We start from the raw sequence: 17,752 nt of genomic DNA, 5'->3' as shown, positions 1-17,752 counted from the left end.
CTCCATATCTGCCTCGGCGCGGTGGTGCGCAAGGGGCCGGAGAGGATTATTGCGCTCGTCTCAACGCCTCTACGATCCCGGCCACCTGTTTGCGGGTTTCCTCCAGCGAAGTGCCCGTATCGACGATGTGATCGGCACGCGCCCGTTTCTCGCTATCGGGCACCTGGAGAGCCAGGATCTGCTCGAACTTCTCTTCCGTCATTCCCGGCCGGGCGAGCACGCGCGCGCGCTGGACGGCCGGCGGCGCGGAAACGACGATGACGCAGTCGAGCCCGCGCGTGCCGGTCTTCTCGTAAAGAAGCGGGACATCGAAGACGACGAGGGCAGCCGCGGAATTGTCACGCAGGAAATCGCCGCGCAGCGCCGCCACAGCGGGATGAACGATGGCCTCGAGCATCGAGAGCCTGTCCTTGTTCCCGAACACCGCCGCCCCAAGCTTCTGCCGGTCTACTCCGCCAGGGCCGGTGGTGCCGGGAAAGGCCTGCTCGATGAGAGGCACCAGAGCGCCACGCGGCCCCTGCAGTTCGTGGACTGCGGCGTCGGCGTCGAACACCGGCACATCGAGCTCACGCAGCATGGCCGCAACAGTGGACTTGCCCATGCCGATGGAACCGGTGAGGCCGACAATCTTCATGGGCATCCCTTCAGCCGAGGATCAACTGCCGCAGCGCCTCATCCCGGCCGCGCGGCGGCCGCACGCCGAAGAAGTGCGTGAACGCGAGATCGGCCTGGCCGATCAGCATCGCCAGTCCGTCAATCGTCTCGAAACCCTGGGCACGCGCCCTCTGCAGGAAAGCCGTGTCGACGGGGCTGGTGACGATATCGTAGAACACGCTTCCGGGCGGGGCGTGGCTGATGTCGAAGGCGAGGGGGGGCTGGCCTGCCATCCCCAGCGGGCTGGCGTTGATGACAAGGTCCATGCAGCCTTCGCGATCGTCGAACGCGAAGTCGGTGACGTCTGCGAAATGATCGATGGCGATGGCGTGATGTTCGCCCTTGGGCGCGAGTTCATCAAGCATGGCTCGGGCCTTGCCGGGATCACGGCCGGCGAGGACGATCACAAAATGCTCTTTCGCCAGCGCTGTGACGATTGCCCGGGCGGCGCCGCCCGTGCCCAGTACACGTGCCATGCGGAACAGGTGAGTCTGTGCCAGATCGCCGCGCAGGGGCTCGAGGAATCCGGGAGCGTCGGTGTTGTACCCGGTAAGCGTCCCGTCGCTCTGCCGCACCACGGTGTTCACAGCTCCGATCGCTTCCGCGAGGGGATCGAGGCGGTCCAGCAAGGGCAATATCGCCAGCTTGTGCGGCATCGTGACATTGCACCCGCGCCAGTCGGGATCGGATCGGCGTTCAGCCAGATAACTTTTGAGATCATCGAGACGTACGAGGCAATGCTCGTACCGCCCGTCGAGTCCAAGTTCGTCCAGCCAGAAGCGGTGTATCGCCGGGGATTTCGATTGGGCGATCGGATCACCGATCACCTCGGCATAGGGTATGCTCATCGTGTCAGGACTCCGAGATTGCGCAGCGCCGCCTGCACCATCAGCAACGGCATGCCAAGGATGGTGAAGTAGTCTCCGCTGATCGCCTCGAACAGTTGCACGCCGCGCCCCTCGATGCGGAACACGCCGACACAGGCCGCCACCTCGGGCCATTCCTGGTCAAGGTAGCGCTGGATGAAGGGTTCGGACAGCTGGGCCACCTGAAGGTGCGCGACCGCGGTATCAGCCCACAGGACCTCCTCACCGCGCGTGAGCGCGGCGGCGCTGTGCAGTTCCATGACCTTGCCGGAGAAGTACCGCAGATGCGCGGCCGCCTCGTCCCGGCTGCCCGGCTTATCGAATCGGCGGGCGCCGCAGGAGACGAGGGAGTCGCTACCCAGCACGACAATATCGGGTGTTCCACGTGAAACATGAAGCGCCTTGGCCCTGGCCAGCGTGAGTGCAACCGCCTGCGGCTCGGCACCCTCCATTTCGCGCTCGATTGCCCGCTCGTCGACGGCGGCGGGTTGCGCACGGAAGGGAATGTCCGCGGCTTCAAGCATGGCGCGCCGGGAGGCGCTCTGCGAGGCAAGAATGATCATGACGGCTCGTTCTGTATCTGGCGTGTGGCTTCAGATCGGCTTGGGACCGACGGGTTCGCTGAAACCGGTGGCCTTACGCTCGTTGTAGAGGTTGATGACCGCCGCTGCCGTCTCCTCGATCGAACGCCGCGTAACGTCGATGACCGGCCAGGAATTGTCTGCGAACATGCGGCGAGCGTAGCGCAGTTCACTCTCCACCTTGTCGCTCGCCACATAGTCGGTGTCCGGCGACTGGCTGAGTGACAGCAGGCGATTACGGCGGATCTGGATGAGGCGATCGGGCGCAGTCGTGAGCCCCACCACGAGCGGGTGCTTGAGGCCGAACAGCAAAGGCGGGGGCGGGCTTTCGACGACAATCGGGATGTTCGCGACCTTGTACCCCCTGTTCGCGAGGTAGATCGAGGTCGGCGTCTTGCTGGTGCGCGATACGCCTGCAAGGACGATGTCCGCTTCCTCCCACTCTTCCCACAAGACCCCGTCATCATGCGCGATCGTGAACTGGATCGCATCCACGCGCGCGAAGTAGGCGTCGTCCAGCCGGTGCTGCCGGCCCGGGCGCCCCTTGGCTTCCTGCCCCAGCAGGGCTTCGAGAGCGTCGGTCACCCCATCCAGCACTGCAATCGCAGGCAGGCCGAGCGCCTGGCATCTCTCCTCGAGGCGGTGGCGCGTCTCTTCGTTCACCAGGGTGAAGAAGACCAGTCCCGGGTTCGAGGCGATCTCGCCCATGATACGGTCGAGGTGCTGCTGTGAGCGTACCATCGGCCAGAAGTGCCGCAGCACATCGCTGTCATCGAACTGCGCGAGTGCGGCCTTGGCGATCATCTCCAGCGTTTCGCCGGTGGAATCAGACAGGAGATGCAGGTGAAATCGCGCCATGCCGGCTTCAGGGCCTCCCGGGGAACGGCTGTGGACAGATTGCCGCATAAACCATGGGAGCGTTCCGGTGACAACTCGCATCGCCGTTTTCCTCCCCGTTTCCGGGATTCAACGAGTCATGTTCTGGACAGGAGCGCTGACTCTGCCCACACCCTGTGGACAAGGCGAACAACCTTTCATTGACTCAACTGAGTCCGAGAGTCGCATCTGACTCTTGCACCTGTTCAACCGGGTACAAATCGGGCAATGCCGCGCCGTCCCCGATATCCACAGGGCCAACAGACTCCATCATCCTTTATCCAGAATCTCTTTTTTTGTTGGGACGTGACGCGATGCCCGGAATTCTCCTCGACACACTGCGCGGTACGAACACGAAGCACAGACCGATCTGGCTCATGCGCCAGGCGGGCCGCTACCTGCCCGAGTACCGCGAACTGCGCGCCGAAAAGGGGGGATTCCTCGCGCTCGTCTACGATACGAACGCCGCCGCCGAGATTACGTTGCAACCCCTGCGCCGTTTCGGATTCGACGGTGCGATCCTGTTTTCCGATATCCTCATCGTGCCCTATGCGATGGGACAGGACTTGCAGTTCCTTGCCGGTGAAGGTCCGAAGCTTTCGCCCCGTCTCGTTGACACGGCCTTGAAAGCGCTGACTCCGGTGTCCGAACGACTTTCCCCCATCTACGAAACCGTCCGGAAGGTTCGCAGCCAGCTGGGCCCGGACAAGACGATGCTTGGCTTCGCAGGTTCGCCGTGGACCGTGGCGACCTACATGGTGGCCGGAGAAGGCAGCCGCGACCAGCATGAGACCCGTGCCATGGCATACCGGGATCCGGCTGCTTTCGAGGCGATCATCGACGGGGTGATTCAGGTGACCGTGGAATACCTGTGCGGCCAGATCGAAGCAGGTGCCGAAGCGGTACAGCTTTTTGATTCCTGGGCGGGCAGCCTTTCGCCGGTGCAGTTCGAACGGTGGGTGATCGGTCCCAACGCGAGGATTGTTTCCGCCGTAAAAGCCCGGCACCCCGAGACTCCGATCATCGGCTTCCCGAAGGGGTCAGGGGAAAAGTTGCCGGCCTATGCCCGCGAAACAGGGGTGGACGCTGTCGGCATCGACGAAACGATCGATCCCCTTTGGGCCGCGCGTGAACTGCCGCAGGGGCTTCCCGTTCAGGGCAATCTCGATCCGTTGCTGCTTCTTTCCGGCGGCGATGACCTCGACAGCCAGATCCATGCCGTGCTGGACGCGTTCGCCGACCGTCCGCACGTGTTCAACCTCGGCCACGGCATCGGGCAGCACACGCCGATCGAGAATGTGGAACGGCTGCTTGCCACCGTTCGCGCATGGCAGCGTTGAGACGGCAGCATCGACCCGCTAGGAAGGCGAAATGGAAATCCTGCAGAGTCTCTACCTCTGGCTCAAGGCCGGGCACGTCATCTTTGTCATCTTCTGGATGGCGGGCCTGTTCATGCTGCCGCGCTACTTCGTCTACCATCAGGAATCGGACCCGGGTTCGGCGGAGGAGGCCCGCTGGATCGATCGCGAGGCAAAGCTAAGGAAGATCATCCTCACTCCGGCTCTCGTGCTCACGTGGGTTCTGGGCGTACTTACGGCGCTCGCGATCGGGGCATTCAGCGAAGGCTGGCTCCATGCCAAGCTGCTCTTCGTCCTGGTTCTGTCCGGGTACCACGGGTGGCTTGTCGGCTATTCGAAGAAACTTGCGCGCGGCGAACGGCCATTGACCGGCCGCAAGCTGCGCATGCTCAATGAAGTGCCGGGGCTCGCCGCAGTGGTCATCGTGGTCCTTGTGGTGGTCAAGCCCTTCTGATTTTTCACAAGGCGCAGCGGGCGTGAGGGCCAGGGCGGTCGCAGGTCGGCCGCCCGGAAGCTTCGCTCCGGCGCATTCAGCGCGTCCGGGTCGGATTGACTCGTTGACCGGCGCCCGCTCCCGCAGTATTTCGATGCCGTTCCGGCATTAGGGCACGAGCCCGTTCTCCTGCCTGGATCCGCTTTCCCCAAGCCCTCCGATCCCGCCGGCCGACCTTCAAAAATCCACCTGGAATTCCAGCAAATGCACCTGAGAGAACTTAAGAAGAAATCATCGGCCGAGCTGGTCGAAATGGCTGAGGAACTGGGCGTCGAAGGCGCATCCACCATGCGCCGGCAGGACCTCATGTTCGGCATCCTCAAGGAAGTGGCTGAAGACGGCGAGGAGATCGTCGGACAGGGCACCATCGAGGTGCTCACCGATGGCTTCGGCTTTCTGCGCAGCCCAGAGGCCAACTACCTCGCAGGCCCGGACGATATCTACGTCTCGCCCAACCAGGTCCGCAAATGGGGCCTGCGCACAGGCGACACCGTGGAAGGCGAGATCCGCGCGCCCAAGGACGGCGAGCGCTACTTCGCCATCACCAAGCTGATCAGCGTCAACTTCGACGATCCCGACGTCGTTCGCCACCGCGTGAACTTCGACAACCTGACGCCGCTCTATCCCGACCAGCGCCTCAAGCTCGACAGTCTTGACCCTACGGTCAAGGACAAGTCGGCGCGTGTAATCGATCTCATCTCGCCGCAGGGCAAGGGCCAACGCGCGCTGATCGTCGCGCCGCCGCGCACGGGTAAGACCGTCCTGCTGCAGAACATGGCCAAGGCCATTACTGACAATCATCCGGAGGTCTTCCTGCTGGTGCTGCTCGTCGACGAGCGTCCCGAGGAAGTCACCGACATGCAGCGCAGCGTGAAGGGCGAGGTCATCTCCTCCACCTTCGACGAACCCGCACAGCGCCACGTGCAGGTCGCCGAAATGGTGATCGAGAAGGCCAAGCGCCTCGTCGAGCATAAGCGCGACGTGGTCATCCTGCTGGACTCGATCACTCGCCTTGGCCGCGCCTACAACACCGTCGTGCCCTCGTCCGGCAAGGTGCTCACCGGTGGTGTCGACGCCAACGCCCTGCAGCGCCCCAAGCGCTTCTTCGGTGCGGCCCGCAACATCGAGGAGGGCGGTTCGCTCTCGATCATCGCCACGGCCCTGATCGACACCGGCAGCCGCATGGACGAAGTCATCTTCGAGGAGTTCAAGGGCACGGGTAACTCCGAAATCGTCCTCGACCGCAAGGTGGCGGACAAGCGCATCTTCCCGGCGCTGGACGTGGGCAAGTCGGGCACCCGCAAGGAAGAGCTGCTGGTACCCAAGGACCAGCTGACCAAGATGTGGGTCCTGCGCCGCATCCTCATGCAGATGGGGACGGTGGACGCGATGGAGTTCCTGCTCGACAAGATGAAGGACTCCAAGACCAACGAGGACTTCTTCGCGACGATGAACCAGTAAGGCGGGGGGAACAGTCTTGGACATTCTCACCATCCTTGCCGCTGCGGCTCCGAGCATTCAAAGCCCGGCCGAAATATGGCAGCACATCGTCACTGACTTCTCGAACATCGGCACCCCTGCCGCGCTGTCCGCGTTCATCCAGGTCCTGATGATCGACGTCGTCCTAGCAGGCGACAACGCGATCGTCGTGGGTGCGCTGGCAGCGGGCCTGCCGCCGGAACAGCGCAAGAAGGTCATCGCGATCGGTGTCATCGCGGCGCTCGTCCTGCGTGTCGGTTTCGCGCTGGTCGTCACCTGGCTGCTCGGGATCGTCGGTCTGGTGTTCGCCGGTGGTCTCCTGCTGCTGTGGGTGGCGTGGAAGATGTACCGCGAGCTGCACCACGCGCCGGCGGGCGAGCTTTCGCAAGGATCGCCGGAAATAGAGGGTGACGAACATTCCGGCGTCCGGCCCGCCAAGAGCTTCGCTTCTGCAGCCATCTCGGTGGCCGTCGCAGACGTCTCGATGTCGATCGACAACGTGCTGGGCGTGGCTGGCGCCGCGCGCGACCACCCGGGCATTCTGATCGTCGGTCTCGTCGTCGCCGTCGCGATGATGGGTCTCGCGGCGAACTTCATCGCGCGCTACATCGAACGCTACAGGTGGATCGCCTGGGTCGGCCTGGCCGTGATCGTCTACGTCGCGATCAAGATGATATACGAGGGGTGGACGGATCCCGCGCTCGGGATCGTTTCTCTCTTCTAAGGAAACCAGGAACATCCGGGATCGAAATCCTGGATGTTTTTGTTTCAGGGCAGCAGGACAGTCGACCCCGTGGTCGAGCGGCTCTCCAGCGCCCGGTGAGCCTCGGCAGCGTCCCTTAACGCAAAGGTCTGGCCGATTTTCGGCTTCAGTACGCCCGACGCGATCCGCTCGAACAGCTTGCGGGCGCTGGCCTCCAGTTCCGCCGGAGTCGCGATGTAGTCCGCAAGGGTTGGCCGCGTGACATAGAGCGAGCCGCCCCGCATCAGGTCCAGCAGGGCGATCGGCGGAACTGCCCCGGATGCATTGCCGTAGCTTGCGAGAGTGCCCCGCCTGGGCAGGCAGGCAAGCGATGCATTCCAGCTCGCCGCGCCCACGCCATCATAGACGACGTGGCACATGGCACCCCCCGTGATGTCGCGAACGGCATCCGGGAGATCCTCGAAGCGGCACGAGAGGGTATGATCACCCGGGATCCCGGCGGCTTTTTCCGGACTGCCGGTGTGGGCGATCACCCGCACGCCCTTGTCGAGGAGCCAGGGTACGAGGAGCGACCCGACGCCGCCTGCTGCCGAATGGACGAGCGCGATGTCTCCCGCCCGCGCCGGGAACGTCTCTTCCGCCAGATAACACGCGGTCAGGCCCTTCAGCATCACGGCGGCCGCGGCCTGAGGCGCGACGCCGTCCGGTATCCGCATCGCCTTGGCAGCCGGGATGACGGTGAGTGGCATAGGCGCCCCCATTCTGCGTGGCGCCCACACGATCGCCGAGGGAAAAGCCCTCGACCCCGTCACCGACTGCGATGACCTTACCGACGCTTTCCGAACCAAGGGCGATCGGCAAGGCATCGGGGTACAGGCCCTTGCGGTAGTAGGTATCGATGAAGTTGAGGCCGACCGCCTCGGTCTCGATCACCAGCTGTCCCGGTGCCGGCGAGGGTATCTCGAGATCTTCGCGTTCTATGACGTCCGGTCCGCCATGAGCGCGGACGACCATCCTGTAACTGCTGCTCATGGCGCTCGCCTTCAGCCGATATGCGCAGCGAAGAAGGCCTCGGTCCGGCTGTCCGCCAGTTGGGCACCGGCTTCGTCACGACGTGCGCCGATTTCAGCGGCGAAGCCGTGATCGAGGCCGGGATAGTCGTGGAGGGTGACCTTGGGGTGATCGTCCAGTCCTTCGTGGATGGCCTTCTGGGCGGCCGCATCCACAAAGTGATCTTCGGTCGGGATATGCAGCATGAGCGGCCGGGCGATCGCATGTTTCTCGTTGAGCATCTGGTCGATCATCACGCCGTAATAGCCGACGGACGCATCGATATCCGTGCGCGCTGCCGCCATGTAGGCCACGCGCCCGCCCATGCAGAAACCCACCAGACCGACCTTCTCGACATGCTTCTCGCGACGTATCCAGTGGATCACCGCTTCGATGTCGCGGATGCCGAGATCGAAGTCGTGCTTCATCATGAAGCCGACAGCCTGCTGGAATTCCCCTTCGTCATAGGGACTCAGTTCGATGCCGGGTTGCTGGCGCCAGAAGGTGTCCGGAGCAACCGCGAGGTAGCCTTTGGCCGCCCACTGGTCGGCCTTGCGGCGGATACCTTCATCCACACCGAATATCTCCTGCTGCACAATGATGGCGCCGCGCGGGTTGCCTTCGGGCTCAGCCACATAGGCGGGGATCATGCCGTCGTCGTCGAGAGTCGGGATTTCGGTGTTGGTGGCCATTCGCTCTTCTCCTTTGATCCATGTCACGGCTCGGTTCGAGTAAGACACTTGGAATGGACTTTGCCAAGCGCGTGTGTCAGTCATGCTGCGATAAAGCAGCGGGAGCCGCATGATGAAAGTCCATGTCGAGGTCGAATGCTCCCCGGAAGAGGCGCGCCGTTTTCTCGGCCTTCCAGACGTGACGCGGGCTAACGACGCTTATGTCGATGCCATGACCAGCGCCATGCAGGGCACCAAGAACTTCGACCAGTTGAACGACCTTGCCAAGCAGGTCGCTCCCATGGGGCAGGTGGGGCTGAAGCTGTTCCAGCAGTTCCTGGAAAATGGTGTCGCCATGGCCATGAATCCCCGCACCAAACCGAAGAAGGACGGCGAGTAGCGTTCCTCCCGATGCCCTGCTAGGGGCGGGCGCGCATGAACGACACGATCTTCGCGCTATCCAGCGGCTCGCCGCCTGCCGCCATCGCCATCATACGCATCAGCGGTCCGGCTGCGGGCAGCGCGCTTGCCGCGCTGGCCGGAGGTGTTCCAGCCCCCCGCCACGCCAGCTATCGGGAGCTTCGTGTTCCACGTGGAACACTGCTGGACCGGGCGCTGGTGCTGTGGTTCCCGGGCCCCAACACCGCAAGCGGAGAGGATCTGGCGGAGTTGCACCTCCACGGGGGGCGCGCCGTGGTTCAGGCGGTTCAGGCCGCCCTCGGCGCTCTGCCGGACGTGCGACCGGCCCAGCCGGGCGAATTCACGCGGCGGGCCTTTTCGAACGGGCGGATCGACCTTGCCGAGGCGGAAGGGCTGGCGGACCTTCTTTCCGCCGAAACGGAACTCCAGCGGCGCAGCGCAATCGCCATGGCGGGCGGAGCTCTCTCCCGTCAGGTCGATGCCTGGCGCTTACGCGTTCTGAGTGCCTCCGCCGCTGTTGAAGCCATTCTCGACTTCGCGGACGAGGACGACGTCCAAGGCTTGCCGGCAGCATTTCGTGACGACCTTGCCACTCTTGCTCACGAAGTCGGCGACTGGCTCTCCCGGCCACGCGCCGAAGTCCTGAAGGACGGGTTTCGCGTCGTTCTGGCCGGCCCGCCGAATGCCGGCAAGAGCACGCTGTTCAACGCGCTGGTCGAAGACGAAGCCGCGATCACTGCACCGATCGCGGGCACCACCCGCGACGTCCTGACGCGGGCTGTCTCGCTCGAAGGCGTACCCTTTGTGTTTGCCGATACGGCAGGGCTTCGCGACGGGACAGAGGACACCATCGAGGCGATCGGCATCGAGCGCGCCCGTTCCGCGCTCGAAGGGGCGGACCTCGTACTGTGGCTCGGACCGGAGGGGGAGGGGCCGGTGGGGGCGTGGGACATCGCGGCTCAGGCGGACCGGCCTGGTACGAGCGACAAGATCTCAGCCCGTCACCGGGTATCCGCCGTGAGCGGGATGGGAATGGAGGCGCTCCGCCGTGACCTGATCAACACGGCCGGCGCGACGATGCCAAAGCCCGGGGAGGCTGCTCTCAACGCCCGGCAACGTGGGTTTCTGTCGGAAGCCGAAGCGGCGCTTTGCTCCGCCCGGGGTGAGGAGGACCCCCTTCTCATTGCCGAGTGCCTGCGGCGGGCGCGTGTGTCTTTCGATAGCTTGGTTGGTCGCTCGACCACGGAAGACATGCTGGACGCCCTGTTCGGACGCTTCTGCATCGGAAAGTAACATGTTCCACGTGGAACACAGTGTGCTCCTTTGACGCGATATTCCGAAAACGATAAGGCGCCTTCATGCAATCCTTCGATGTGATCGTGATCGGCGGCGGCCATGCCGGCTGCGAAGCCGCGGCAGTGGCCGCGCGCATGGGTGTGCGGGTGGCTCTGGTCAGCTTCGACCTGGACGCCGTTGGGGCCATGAGCTGCAACCCGGCGATAGGCGGGCTTGGCAAGGGGCACCTCGTGCGGGAGGTGGACGCCTTCGATGGCCTCATCGCACGCGCCGCCGACGCGGCGGCGATCCATTATCGCATGCTCAACCGTTCGAAGGGCAGCGCCGTTCAGGGGCCACGGGTGCAGGCGGACCGCGCACTCTTCAAGGCGGCCATTCACCGGCTGCTGAAAGAGCAGGGGGATCTCACCCTCGTCGCGGGGGAGGCGGCTGCGCTGATCCTGGAGGGCGGTCGTGCAAGGGGTGTCGAGCTTGCCGACGGTTCGCGCCTGACGGCGGCAGCCACTGTGCTTTGCACCGGCACTTTCCTGGGCGGCACTCTTTTCCGGGGCGAGGAACGCCTCGTCGGTGGCCGGATTGGAGAGGCTTCGGCGGTGCGGCTGGCGGCTCAGATGCGCGAAGCCGCGCTGCCCATGGCGCGGCTGAAGACGGGGACGCCTCCACGGCTCGACGGTCGCACCATCGACTGGGCCCGTCTGGATGAACAGCCCTCCGATGGGGAGGACTGGACGATGTCGGCCATGAAGCCCGGGCAGGGCGAAGCGCGGATGGTGCCGCAGGTGTTCTGTGCTATCACCCGCACGAACCCCCGCAGCCACGATGTGATCCGGTCGAACCTTCACCGCTCACCACTGTTCTCGGGCGCGATCGGCGCCTCCGGGCCGCGCTACTGTCCTTCGATCGAGGATAAGATCCACCGATTCGCCGATCGCGACGGGCACCAGATATTCCTCGAGCCCGAAGGACTGAACACGCACCTCGTCTATCCCAACGGAATCAGCACCTCGCTTCCCGCGGACGTGCAGCTGAAGATGCTGCGCACCATGGAGGGGCTGGAACAGGTCGAGATGGTGGTGCCCGGCTATGCCGTGGAATACGACCACATCGATCCGCGGGCGTTGCGCAGCAGCCTTGAACTTCGCGAGATTCCCGGCTTGTATTGTGCCGGTCAGATCAACGGCACTACCGGTTACGAGGAAGCTGCCGCGCAGGGCCTCATCGCGGGCCTTCATGCCGCGTCCGCTGTGCTCGGCCGCGCGGCTTCGGCCCTCGACCGGGCGAACAGCTACATGGCCGTCATGATCGATGACCTTACCCTGCATGGCGTCAGTGAACCCTACCGCATGCTCACCGCGCGGGCCGAGTACCGCCTTCGCCTTCGCGCCAACAACGCTTCCACGCGGCTGACACCTCTCGCCATTGAGGCCGGTGCCGTAGGCCCGGCGCGACTGGACTGGTTCCGCAAGCGGGAAACGGCACGGGAGCGTCTGTCGGAGGCTTTCGACAGGGTCGTGCCGGCGACGGAACTGGCAGCCGCGCACCTGCCTGTCCGTTCTGATGCAGGCCGCTTGCCTGTGCGCGAGTGGCTCCGCTTCGGTGGCGTCGATATAGGTTCGCTGTCGCCGTGGATCGATCCGGCCTTGCGCAACGATACCGATCTTGTGGAAGAGATGGCGGAGGACGCCGCTTATGCGCCTTACCTTGAACGGCAGGAGCGGGAGCTGCGAGAACTGCGGGCAAGCGAGTCGCTGAGGCTTGGCGATCACTTCCCCTACGATCGTATCCCGGGACTGTCGCGCGAGATGGTAGAGCGGCTGACGAAGGCGCAGCCCGCTACGTTGGCTGCCGCAGGCCGAATTCCGGGTATCACGCCGGCCGCCCTGGCGGCGCTGCTTGTTCACGCCCGCAGGGAGGCCGCGTGATTACCACCGAAGACGAAGCGCTCGCCTGGCTACGGAATCTGCCAGAGTGTGATGCGACGGCGATGGAGCGTCTGGAGCTTCTCGTTGCGATGCTGGCAGAGGAGAATGACCGGCAGAATTTGGTGTCTGCCGCCAGCCTCGATCAGGTCTGGCTGCGTCACATTGTCGACAGCGCCCAGTTGCTTCCTCATGTTCCACGTGAAACATCGGGTGTCTGGCTGGATCTTGGCACCGGCGCCGGGTTCCCCGGCCTTGTCATTGCCGCTCTGCGCCCCGGCTGCGAGGTGGTCATGGTGGAGTCGCGCAGCCGCCGGATCGAGTGGTTGAACCGCGCGAGTGAGGCGATGGGCCTCAACAAAGCACGCGTCGAAGGTCGCCGACTGGAACTGGTGGAAACGCAGGCTGTCTCCGTGATTTCCGCGCGAGCGTTCGCACCTCTGGAAAAATTGCTCACCTTATCGGCCCGATTTTCCACAAGTGACACAGTCTTCCTGTTGCCGAAGGGTCGTTCTGCCCGTCAAGAGTTGCACGACCTTCGCACTTGGCGGCACATGTTCCACGTGGAACAATCCATCACGGATCCGCAGGCGGGTATCATTGTCGGCGAACTCGTCGGCGGGAAGGGAATGAGCAGGTGATCCGGATTGCCATTGCCAACCAGAAGGGCGGGGTCGGGAAAACGACAACAGCGATCAACGTCGCCACGGCCCTCGCCGCTACGGGGTGGAAGACGCTGCTGATCGACCTTGATCCGCAAGGTAACGCATCCACAGGTATCGGCGTCAGCGCCGGGGACCGCGAGGCGTCCTCCTATGACGTCCTGGTGGACAAGGTGCCCGTGGGCGAGTGCGTCATGCCCACCCGTATTCCCAACCTCGACCTTCTTGCTGCGACGGTGGACTTGTCGGGCGCGGAAGTCGAACTGGTGAGCGCGGACGACCGGGCGCATCGGCTCCAGCGGACGCTGACGCCGGATCTTGGTTACGATGTCTGCCTGATCGATTGCCCGCCATCGCTGGGCCTGCTGACATTGAACGCGCTGAACGCCGCCGACACGCTTCTCGTGCCTCTGCAGTGCGAATTCTTCGCCTTGGAAGGCCTCAGCCAGCTCCTGCAGACGGTGGAGCGAGTGCAGCAGCGTTTCAATCCTGATCTCGGCATCATCGGTATCGCCCTTACCATGTACGACCGCCGCAATCGTCTCACCGAACAAGTGTCGGACGACGTTCGCTCCGTGCTTGGCAAGCTGGTGTTTGAAACCGTGATCCCGCGCAACGTGCGCCTCTCTGAAGCGCCGAGCCATGGAGTGCCGGCGCTCATCTACGATCATGCCTGTGCCGGCAGCCGCGCTTACATGGCGCTTGCCCGTGAGCTGATCACTCGATTGCCCGAAAAGAGGAAAGCGGCATGACCGACGATTCCATCGTGCGCTTCAGCGTACCCCAGTTGAAGGCGGCGGGACAGAAGTCCAAGGGCCTGGGCCGCGGTCTGGGCGCTCTTCTGGGCGAAACCCGTCGCGAGGAGCCGTTGGCGGCCCCCGGCGACGGTAAGGTGGCCGTGTCGCCTTCGCGCAGCGGCGGCCTTGCGGTTCTGTCCATTGCCGACGTCAAGCCCGACCCCAATCAGCCACGCCGGTACTTCGAGGAATCCGCGCTTGAGGAACTCGCGGCTTCGATCGCTCAGCGCGGTGTCATTCAGCCGATCATCGTCCGGCCGCTGGACAATGGTCGCTATCAGCTGGTCGCCGGTGAACGCCGCTGGCGTGCGGCGCAGAAGGCGCAGCTTCATGAGATTCCCGCGCTTGTGCGCGATCTCTCCGACCGCGAGGTCATGGCCCTTGCCCTGATCGAAAACCTTCAGCGCGAAGATCTGAACCCGATCGAGGAGGCCCGTGCTTACAACCGGCTGGCCGAACTGGAAGGCATGACGCAGGCCGAGATCGCCCGCATGGTCGACAAGAGCCGGAGCCATGTCGCCAACTTCCAGCGTTTGCTGGCGCTGCCCGACGGGGTGATCGGCCTTGTGGAAAAGGGCGATTTGTCCATGGGGCATGCCCGTGCGCTGATCGGCTGCGATGAAGCGGAGGACATAGCGCAGGCGGCTGTCTCCAGGTCGATGTCGGTGCGCGACGTCGAAAAGCTGGTTCGCAAGAAGCAGCGGGGAGACGCGGCGCCGCGCCGTTCAGCGCGCACTGCTCGCAGCGCCTCGCAGGACGCGGATATCGTGGCCGTCCAGAATCATCTGGAGGAATTCCTCGGTCTGCCGGTGAAGATTTCCGCAGATGCCGATCCGTCGACGGGAACCGTGACGATCCGCTACGCAACGCTCGATCAGCTTGATCTCATCTGCCAGAGGCTGACAGGCGGCGCCATCTGAGCGCCGCCGTCTGATTACAGAAGTCTTGCGCGCCGGTCAGATTGCCAGCGATGCGACCTGCGCCACGAGTTGCATGCCGGCGGCGTCTTCCTCGTCAAAGCGGCCGGGAGTGGGGCTGTCGAGATCGATGACGGCAATGACGCGCCCGTCGCGCAGCACCGGCACCACCAGTTCCGAACGGCTGTAGGCGTCACAGGCGATGTGACCGGGGAAGGCGTGAACATCCGGCACGACCTGCGTGGCACCCAGTGATGCGGCGGTGCCGCAGACGCCGCGGCCGAAGGGAATGCGAATGCAGGCCGGCTTGCCGATGAAGGGGCCGAGCACGAGCTCGTCCTCCACCGTCCGGTAGAATCCGGCCCAGTTGAGATCCGGCACGAACTGCCAGATTACTGCTGCAAGATTGGCCATGTTGGCGATCGGATCGGGTTCACCCTGTACAAGCGCATCGGCCGCACGGGCGAGGGCGCTGTAGAGTTCGGGCTTGGGAAGGTTCGCGTCGGCTGCAAAGTCGTACATGACCCGCACCTAGCGCAACTCGCTGTTGTCCACCAGCCGGTGCAGGCGTATCCATCCTCCATGAACCCGATCGTCAAGAAGTCCGCCATCGCCTCTGCCGTTGTTGTCCTGGCCGCCGCCGGGTTCGTGTATTGGGGGCTCCATTCCAACACATCCAATCTTCCGAGTGACGCCACGGCAGGCAAAAACCCGCAACTGGTCGAACCCGATCCGCAGTGGATACCCAGCATCAAACTGGCAAAGCCGGTCGGCTGGGCTGCGGGAGAGGCTCCCAAGGCGGCCGAGGGACTGACAGTTTCCCGGTTTGCCGAAGCTCTCGATCATCCCCGCACGATGCTGACGCTGCCGAACGGCGACGTTCTGGTGGCCGAAACGAACGCGCCTGCCGCGAACAGGCCCGGCGGGCTGACCGGGGTCGTGATGGGCCTCATGTTCAACCGGGTTGGCGCTGGGGAACCGTCGCCCGACCGCATCACGCTGCTGCGGGATGCCGATGGCGACGGCAGGGCCGAGATGAAGGCAACCTTGCGTTCTGCGGACATGCGTTCGCCGTCGGGCATGGCCTATCGGGACGGGAAGCTCTACATCGCGAACCACGATCGCGTGCTGGAGTTTGCCTTCACACCGGGGCAGACCAGCCTTGAAGGCAAGCCGCTGCGGACCATGATGGATCTGCCTGCCGGCGGCAACCACTGGATGCGCAACCTGCTCCTGAGCGAGGACGGCAAGCACCTCTACGTCGCCGTGGGATCGGGCAGCAACATCGCCGAGAACGGCATGGAGGCGGAAACCGGCCGCGCCATGATCTGCGAAATCGATGTGGCGACGGCGCGCCGCCGGCAGTTTGCCGTGGGCATGCGTAACCCGAACGGCATGGGCTGGAATCCGTCCACCGGCGAAATGTGGGCGGTGGTGCAGGAGCGGGACATGCTCGGACCTGATCTCGTTCCCGATTACCTCACGAATGTGCCCGTGGGCGCACAGTACGGTTGGCCGTGGGTCTACTGGAAGGACACCTTCGACGAGCGGGTGGAATGGCCGATGCAGACTTACATGATCGAGTACACGCGCAAGCCCGAGTACGCGATGGGGGCCCATACGGCGGTGCTAGGCATGACGTTTGCCAATGGAAACCGGATGGGGCGCGGCTATGAAAACGGCGTGTTCGTCGCCCGCCATGGCTCCTGGAACCGGCGGCCTGCCGTGGGTTACGATGTGGTGTTCGTCCCCTTTGATGCCAACGGGAATCCGGGGGACGTGAAGCCGCAGCCGGTGCTGACCGGCTTCCTGCGCGACAACGGCGAGGCGCGCGGCCGGCCGACGTGGCTTGCGTGGGACAAGGCGGGCGCCTTGCTCGTCAGTGACGATACGGCCGGGATCATCTGGCGCGTCATCGCACCGGGGGCCCAATCGTCCGCGAAAGTGGCGCCGGTGGTCACCGAACACCTGCAGCCTCGGAAAGACATCAAGGACCCCAACTCGCCAGAGGAAGCAGCACGCCTCCTTGGTGGCTTCCGCGAGGAAGACGATCGGCTGCTGCCCTGATGCCCGGGCAAGCCCGCGCAATGGCGCGGGCTTGCTTGCGCAAAAAGCCTAAAGCGCCTTCCCCGCGCGCCCTGCCAGTTCGTTGACGTACTGCCATGCGACCCGTCCCGAACGAGCGCCCCGGCGGCGGGACCATTCGAGTGCGTCCGAAGCCTCCCAGCGCAGGTCGTATTCGACAGCGTAACCCTCGATAATGGCGAGATAGGCGTCCTGGTCGCAGTTGTGGAAGCCGATGGAAAGGCCGAACCTGTCCGCCAGCGCCAGGCGTTCGTCGACAACATCGCGCGCGTTGATCGGGTCATCCTGCTCTGTCATCGAGCGTCCTACGATGACCCGACGGTTGGAGGTGACCGCCAGACGCACGTTGCGCGGCCGCGCCTCCACCCCGCCTTCGAGCCAGGAGCGCAGGATGCGGGGGCCAGCGCCGTCTCCTTCCTCGAAGCCGAGGTCGTCGATGAAGACGAGGAAGCTGCGCGGAACCCTGCCAAGAACCGCAAAGAGATCGGCCATGCCCGACAGCGCTTCCTGGGCAATCTGGACAAGGGCGATGCGGCCCGGGTGCGCAGTGTCGGCGGCCCGGACGGCCGAGCGCAGGAGCGCCGACTTGCCCATCCCGCGTGAACCCCACAGCAGCATGTCGTGCGCCGCGTGCCCCGCTGCAAGGCGCTCGACGTTGGTGACGACGCGCTCCTTCTGGCTGTCTATTCCCCGAAGCAGCGGCAGCGGCGGAGCATCGAGCCTTTCCACCGCCCGCGCGCAGGAGCCCGTCCACACATAAGCCGGGTGCGCCATCCAGTCGGGCTGCTCGGCGGCTTGCGGCGCGAGGCGCTCGAGCGCCTCGGCTATGCGAGTGAGGAGCGTGGCGGGATCACCGCCAGTGGGCGAAGCGGGCTGGGTCATTGCGGCATCCTTGGCTTTCGGTGCGGCGCGCTATAGCGAGGGG

General features: G+C 64.4%; 18 protein-coding genes and 1 pseudogene. 11 read left to right on the top strand and 8 right to left on the bottom strand.

Annotated features, from left to right (window positions below):
• Positions 1–46: 46 nt before the first annotated feature.
• Genes coaE through QOL62_RS08940 form a run of 4 tightly spaced genes read right to left on the bottom strand, consistent with a single transcriptional unit; the run spans position 47 to position 2,959 of the window.
• A complete protein-coding gene (coaE, locus tag QOL62_RS08955) occupies positions 47–634 on the bottom strand; it encodes a dephospho-CoA kinase (RefSeq protein ID WP_283405983.1) in 588 nt (195 codons plus the stop codon).
• A gap of 10 nt (positions 635–644) precedes the next feature.
• On the bottom strand, positions 645–1,502 hold the full coding sequence (gene aroE / locus QOL62_RS08950) for a shikimate dehydrogenase (protein ID WP_283405982.1): 858 nt from the start codon (positions 1,500–1,502) through the stop codon (positions 645–647).
• Positions 1,499–2,083: a Maf family protein gene (locus QOL62_RS08945; RefSeq protein WP_283405981.1), complete on the bottom strand. Its 585-nt coding sequence runs from the start codon at positions 2,081–2,083 to the stop codon at positions 1,499–1,501. Before QOL62_RS08945 ends, aroE begins: the two co-directional genes overlap by 4 nt.
• A gap of 30 nt (positions 2,084–2,113) precedes the next feature.
• Complete coding sequence (locus tag QOL62_RS08940) at positions 2,114–2,959, bottom strand: pyruvate, water dikinase regulatory protein (RefSeq protein WP_283405980.1); 846 nt, start codon at positions 2,957–2,959, stop codon at positions 2,114–2,116.
• A gap of 332 nt (positions 2,960–3,291) precedes the next feature.
• Between QOL62_RS08940 and hemE the strand changes: the two genes are divergently transcribed.
• The 4 genes from hemE (at position 3,292) to QOL62_RS08920 (ending at position 7,031) form a co-directional block, all read left to right on the top strand.
• Entirely contained in the window at positions 3,292–4,317 is a 1,026-nt protein-coding gene (hemE, locus tag QOL62_RS08935) for a uroporphyrinogen decarboxylase (protein ID WP_103729230.1), read from the top strand.
• Positions 4,318–4,348: 31 nt separating this feature from the next.
• Entirely contained in the window at positions 4,349–4,789 is a 441-nt protein-coding gene (locus QOL62_RS08930) for a CopD family protein (protein WP_103729229.1), read from the top strand.
• Positions 4,790–5,032: 243 nt separating this feature from the next.
• A complete protein-coding gene (rho, locus tag QOL62_RS08925; RefSeq protein WP_283405979.1) occupies positions 5,033–6,289 on the top strand; it encodes a transcription termination factor Rho in 1,257 nt (418 codons plus the stop codon).
• A 16-nt stretch (positions 6,290–6,305) separates the two neighbouring features.
• On the top strand, positions 6,306–7,031 hold the full coding sequence (locus QOL62_RS08920) for a TerC family protein (RefSeq protein ID WP_103729227.1): 726 nt from the start codon (positions 6,306–6,308) through the stop codon (positions 7,029–7,031).
• Positions 7,032–7,075: 44 nt separating this feature from the next.
• Here the strand turns inward: QOL62_RS08920 and QOL62_RS08915 are convergent.
• Together QOL62_RS08915 and QOL62_RS08910 are read right to left on the bottom strand one after the other, a co-directional pair.
• Positions 7,076–8,042 (bottom strand): annotated as a pseudogene (locus QOL62_RS08915) (quinone oxidoreductase family protein).
• Between the two features lie 11 nt (positions 8,043–8,053).
• Complete coding sequence (locus QOL62_RS08910; RefSeq protein ID WP_283405978.1) at positions 8,054–8,752, bottom strand: dienelactone hydrolase family protein; 699 nt, start codon at positions 8,750–8,752, stop codon at positions 8,054–8,056.
• A gap of 112 nt (positions 8,753–8,864) precedes the next feature.
• On the opposite strand from QOL62_RS08910, the gene QOL62_RS08905 reads away from it, so the two are divergent.
• The 6 genes from QOL62_RS08905 to QOL62_RS08880 all read left to right on the top strand — a co-directional run bounded on the left by QOL62_RS08905 (position 8,865) and on the right by QOL62_RS08880 (position 14,745).
• Entirely contained in the window at positions 8,865–9,131 is a 267-nt protein-coding gene (locus tag QOL62_RS08905) for a DUF6489 family protein (RefSeq protein ID WP_283406041.1), read from the top strand.
• Between the two features lie 35 nt (positions 9,132–9,166).
• On the top strand, positions 9,167–10,444 hold the full coding sequence (gene mnmE, locus QOL62_RS08900) for a tRNA uridine-5-carboxymethylaminomethyl(34) synthesis GTPase MnmE (RefSeq protein ID WP_283405977.1): 1,278 nt from the start codon (positions 9,167–9,169) through the stop codon (positions 10,442–10,444).
• 65 nt (positions 10,445–10,509) lie between these two features.
• Entirely contained in the window at positions 10,510–12,369 is a 1,860-nt protein-coding gene (mnmG, locus tag QOL62_RS08895; protein WP_283405976.1) for a tRNA uridine-5-carboxymethylaminomethyl(34) synthesis enzyme MnmG, read from the top strand.
• Entirely contained in the window at positions 12,366–13,007 is a 642-nt protein-coding gene (gene rsmG, locus QOL62_RS08890) for a 16S rRNA (guanine(527)-N(7))-methyltransferase RsmG (protein ID WP_283405975.1), read from the top strand. The genes mnmG and rsmG overlap by 4 nt, the downstream gene beginning before the upstream one ends.
• Positions 13,004–13,780: a ParA family protein gene (locus tag QOL62_RS08885; RefSeq protein ID WP_283405974.1), complete on the top strand. Its 777-nt coding sequence runs from the start codon at positions 13,004–13,006 to the stop codon at positions 13,778–13,780. Before rsmG ends, QOL62_RS08885 begins: the two co-directional genes overlap by 4 nt.
• Positions 13,777–14,745 (top strand): ParB/RepB/Spo0J family partition protein, encoded by a 969-nt coding sequence (locus QOL62_RS08880; RefSeq protein ID WP_103729221.1) that lies wholly within the window; start codon positions 13,777–13,779, stop codon positions 14,743–14,745. Before QOL62_RS08885 ends, QOL62_RS08880 begins: the two co-directional genes overlap by 4 nt.
• A 36-nt stretch (positions 14,746–14,781) precedes the next feature.
• Here QOL62_RS08880 and QOL62_RS08875 read toward each other — a convergent pair whose 3' ends face one another.
• Positions 14,782–15,264 (bottom strand): GAF domain-containing protein, encoded by a 483-nt coding sequence (locus tag QOL62_RS08875; protein ID WP_283405973.1) that lies wholly within the window; start codon positions 15,262–15,264, stop codon positions 14,782–14,784.
• 60 nt (positions 15,265–15,324) lie between these two features.
• Between QOL62_RS08875 and QOL62_RS08870 the strand changes: the two genes are divergently transcribed.
• Positions 15,325–16,809 (top strand): PQQ-dependent sugar dehydrogenase, encoded by a 1,485-nt coding sequence (locus QOL62_RS08870; RefSeq protein ID WP_283405972.1) that lies wholly within the window; start codon positions 15,325–15,327, stop codon positions 16,807–16,809.
• A gap of 48 nt (positions 16,810–16,857) precedes the next feature.
• Here the strand turns inward: QOL62_RS08870 and QOL62_RS08865 are convergent, their stop codons facing one another.
• A complete protein-coding gene (locus QOL62_RS08865; protein WP_283405971.1) occupies positions 16,858–17,709 on the bottom strand; it encodes a DUF815 domain-containing protein in 852 nt (283 codons plus the stop codon).
• Positions 17,710–17,752 lie beyond the last annotated feature (43 nt).

It is taken from the genome of Novosphingobium panipatense (genome assembly GCF_900182875.1).
GTDB classification, from domain to species: domain Bacteria; phylum Pseudomonadota; class Alphaproteobacteria; order Sphingomonadales; family Sphingomonadaceae; genus Novosphingobium; species Novosphingobium panipatense.
This window is presented reverse-complemented; position numbering and strand designations above follow the sequence as displayed.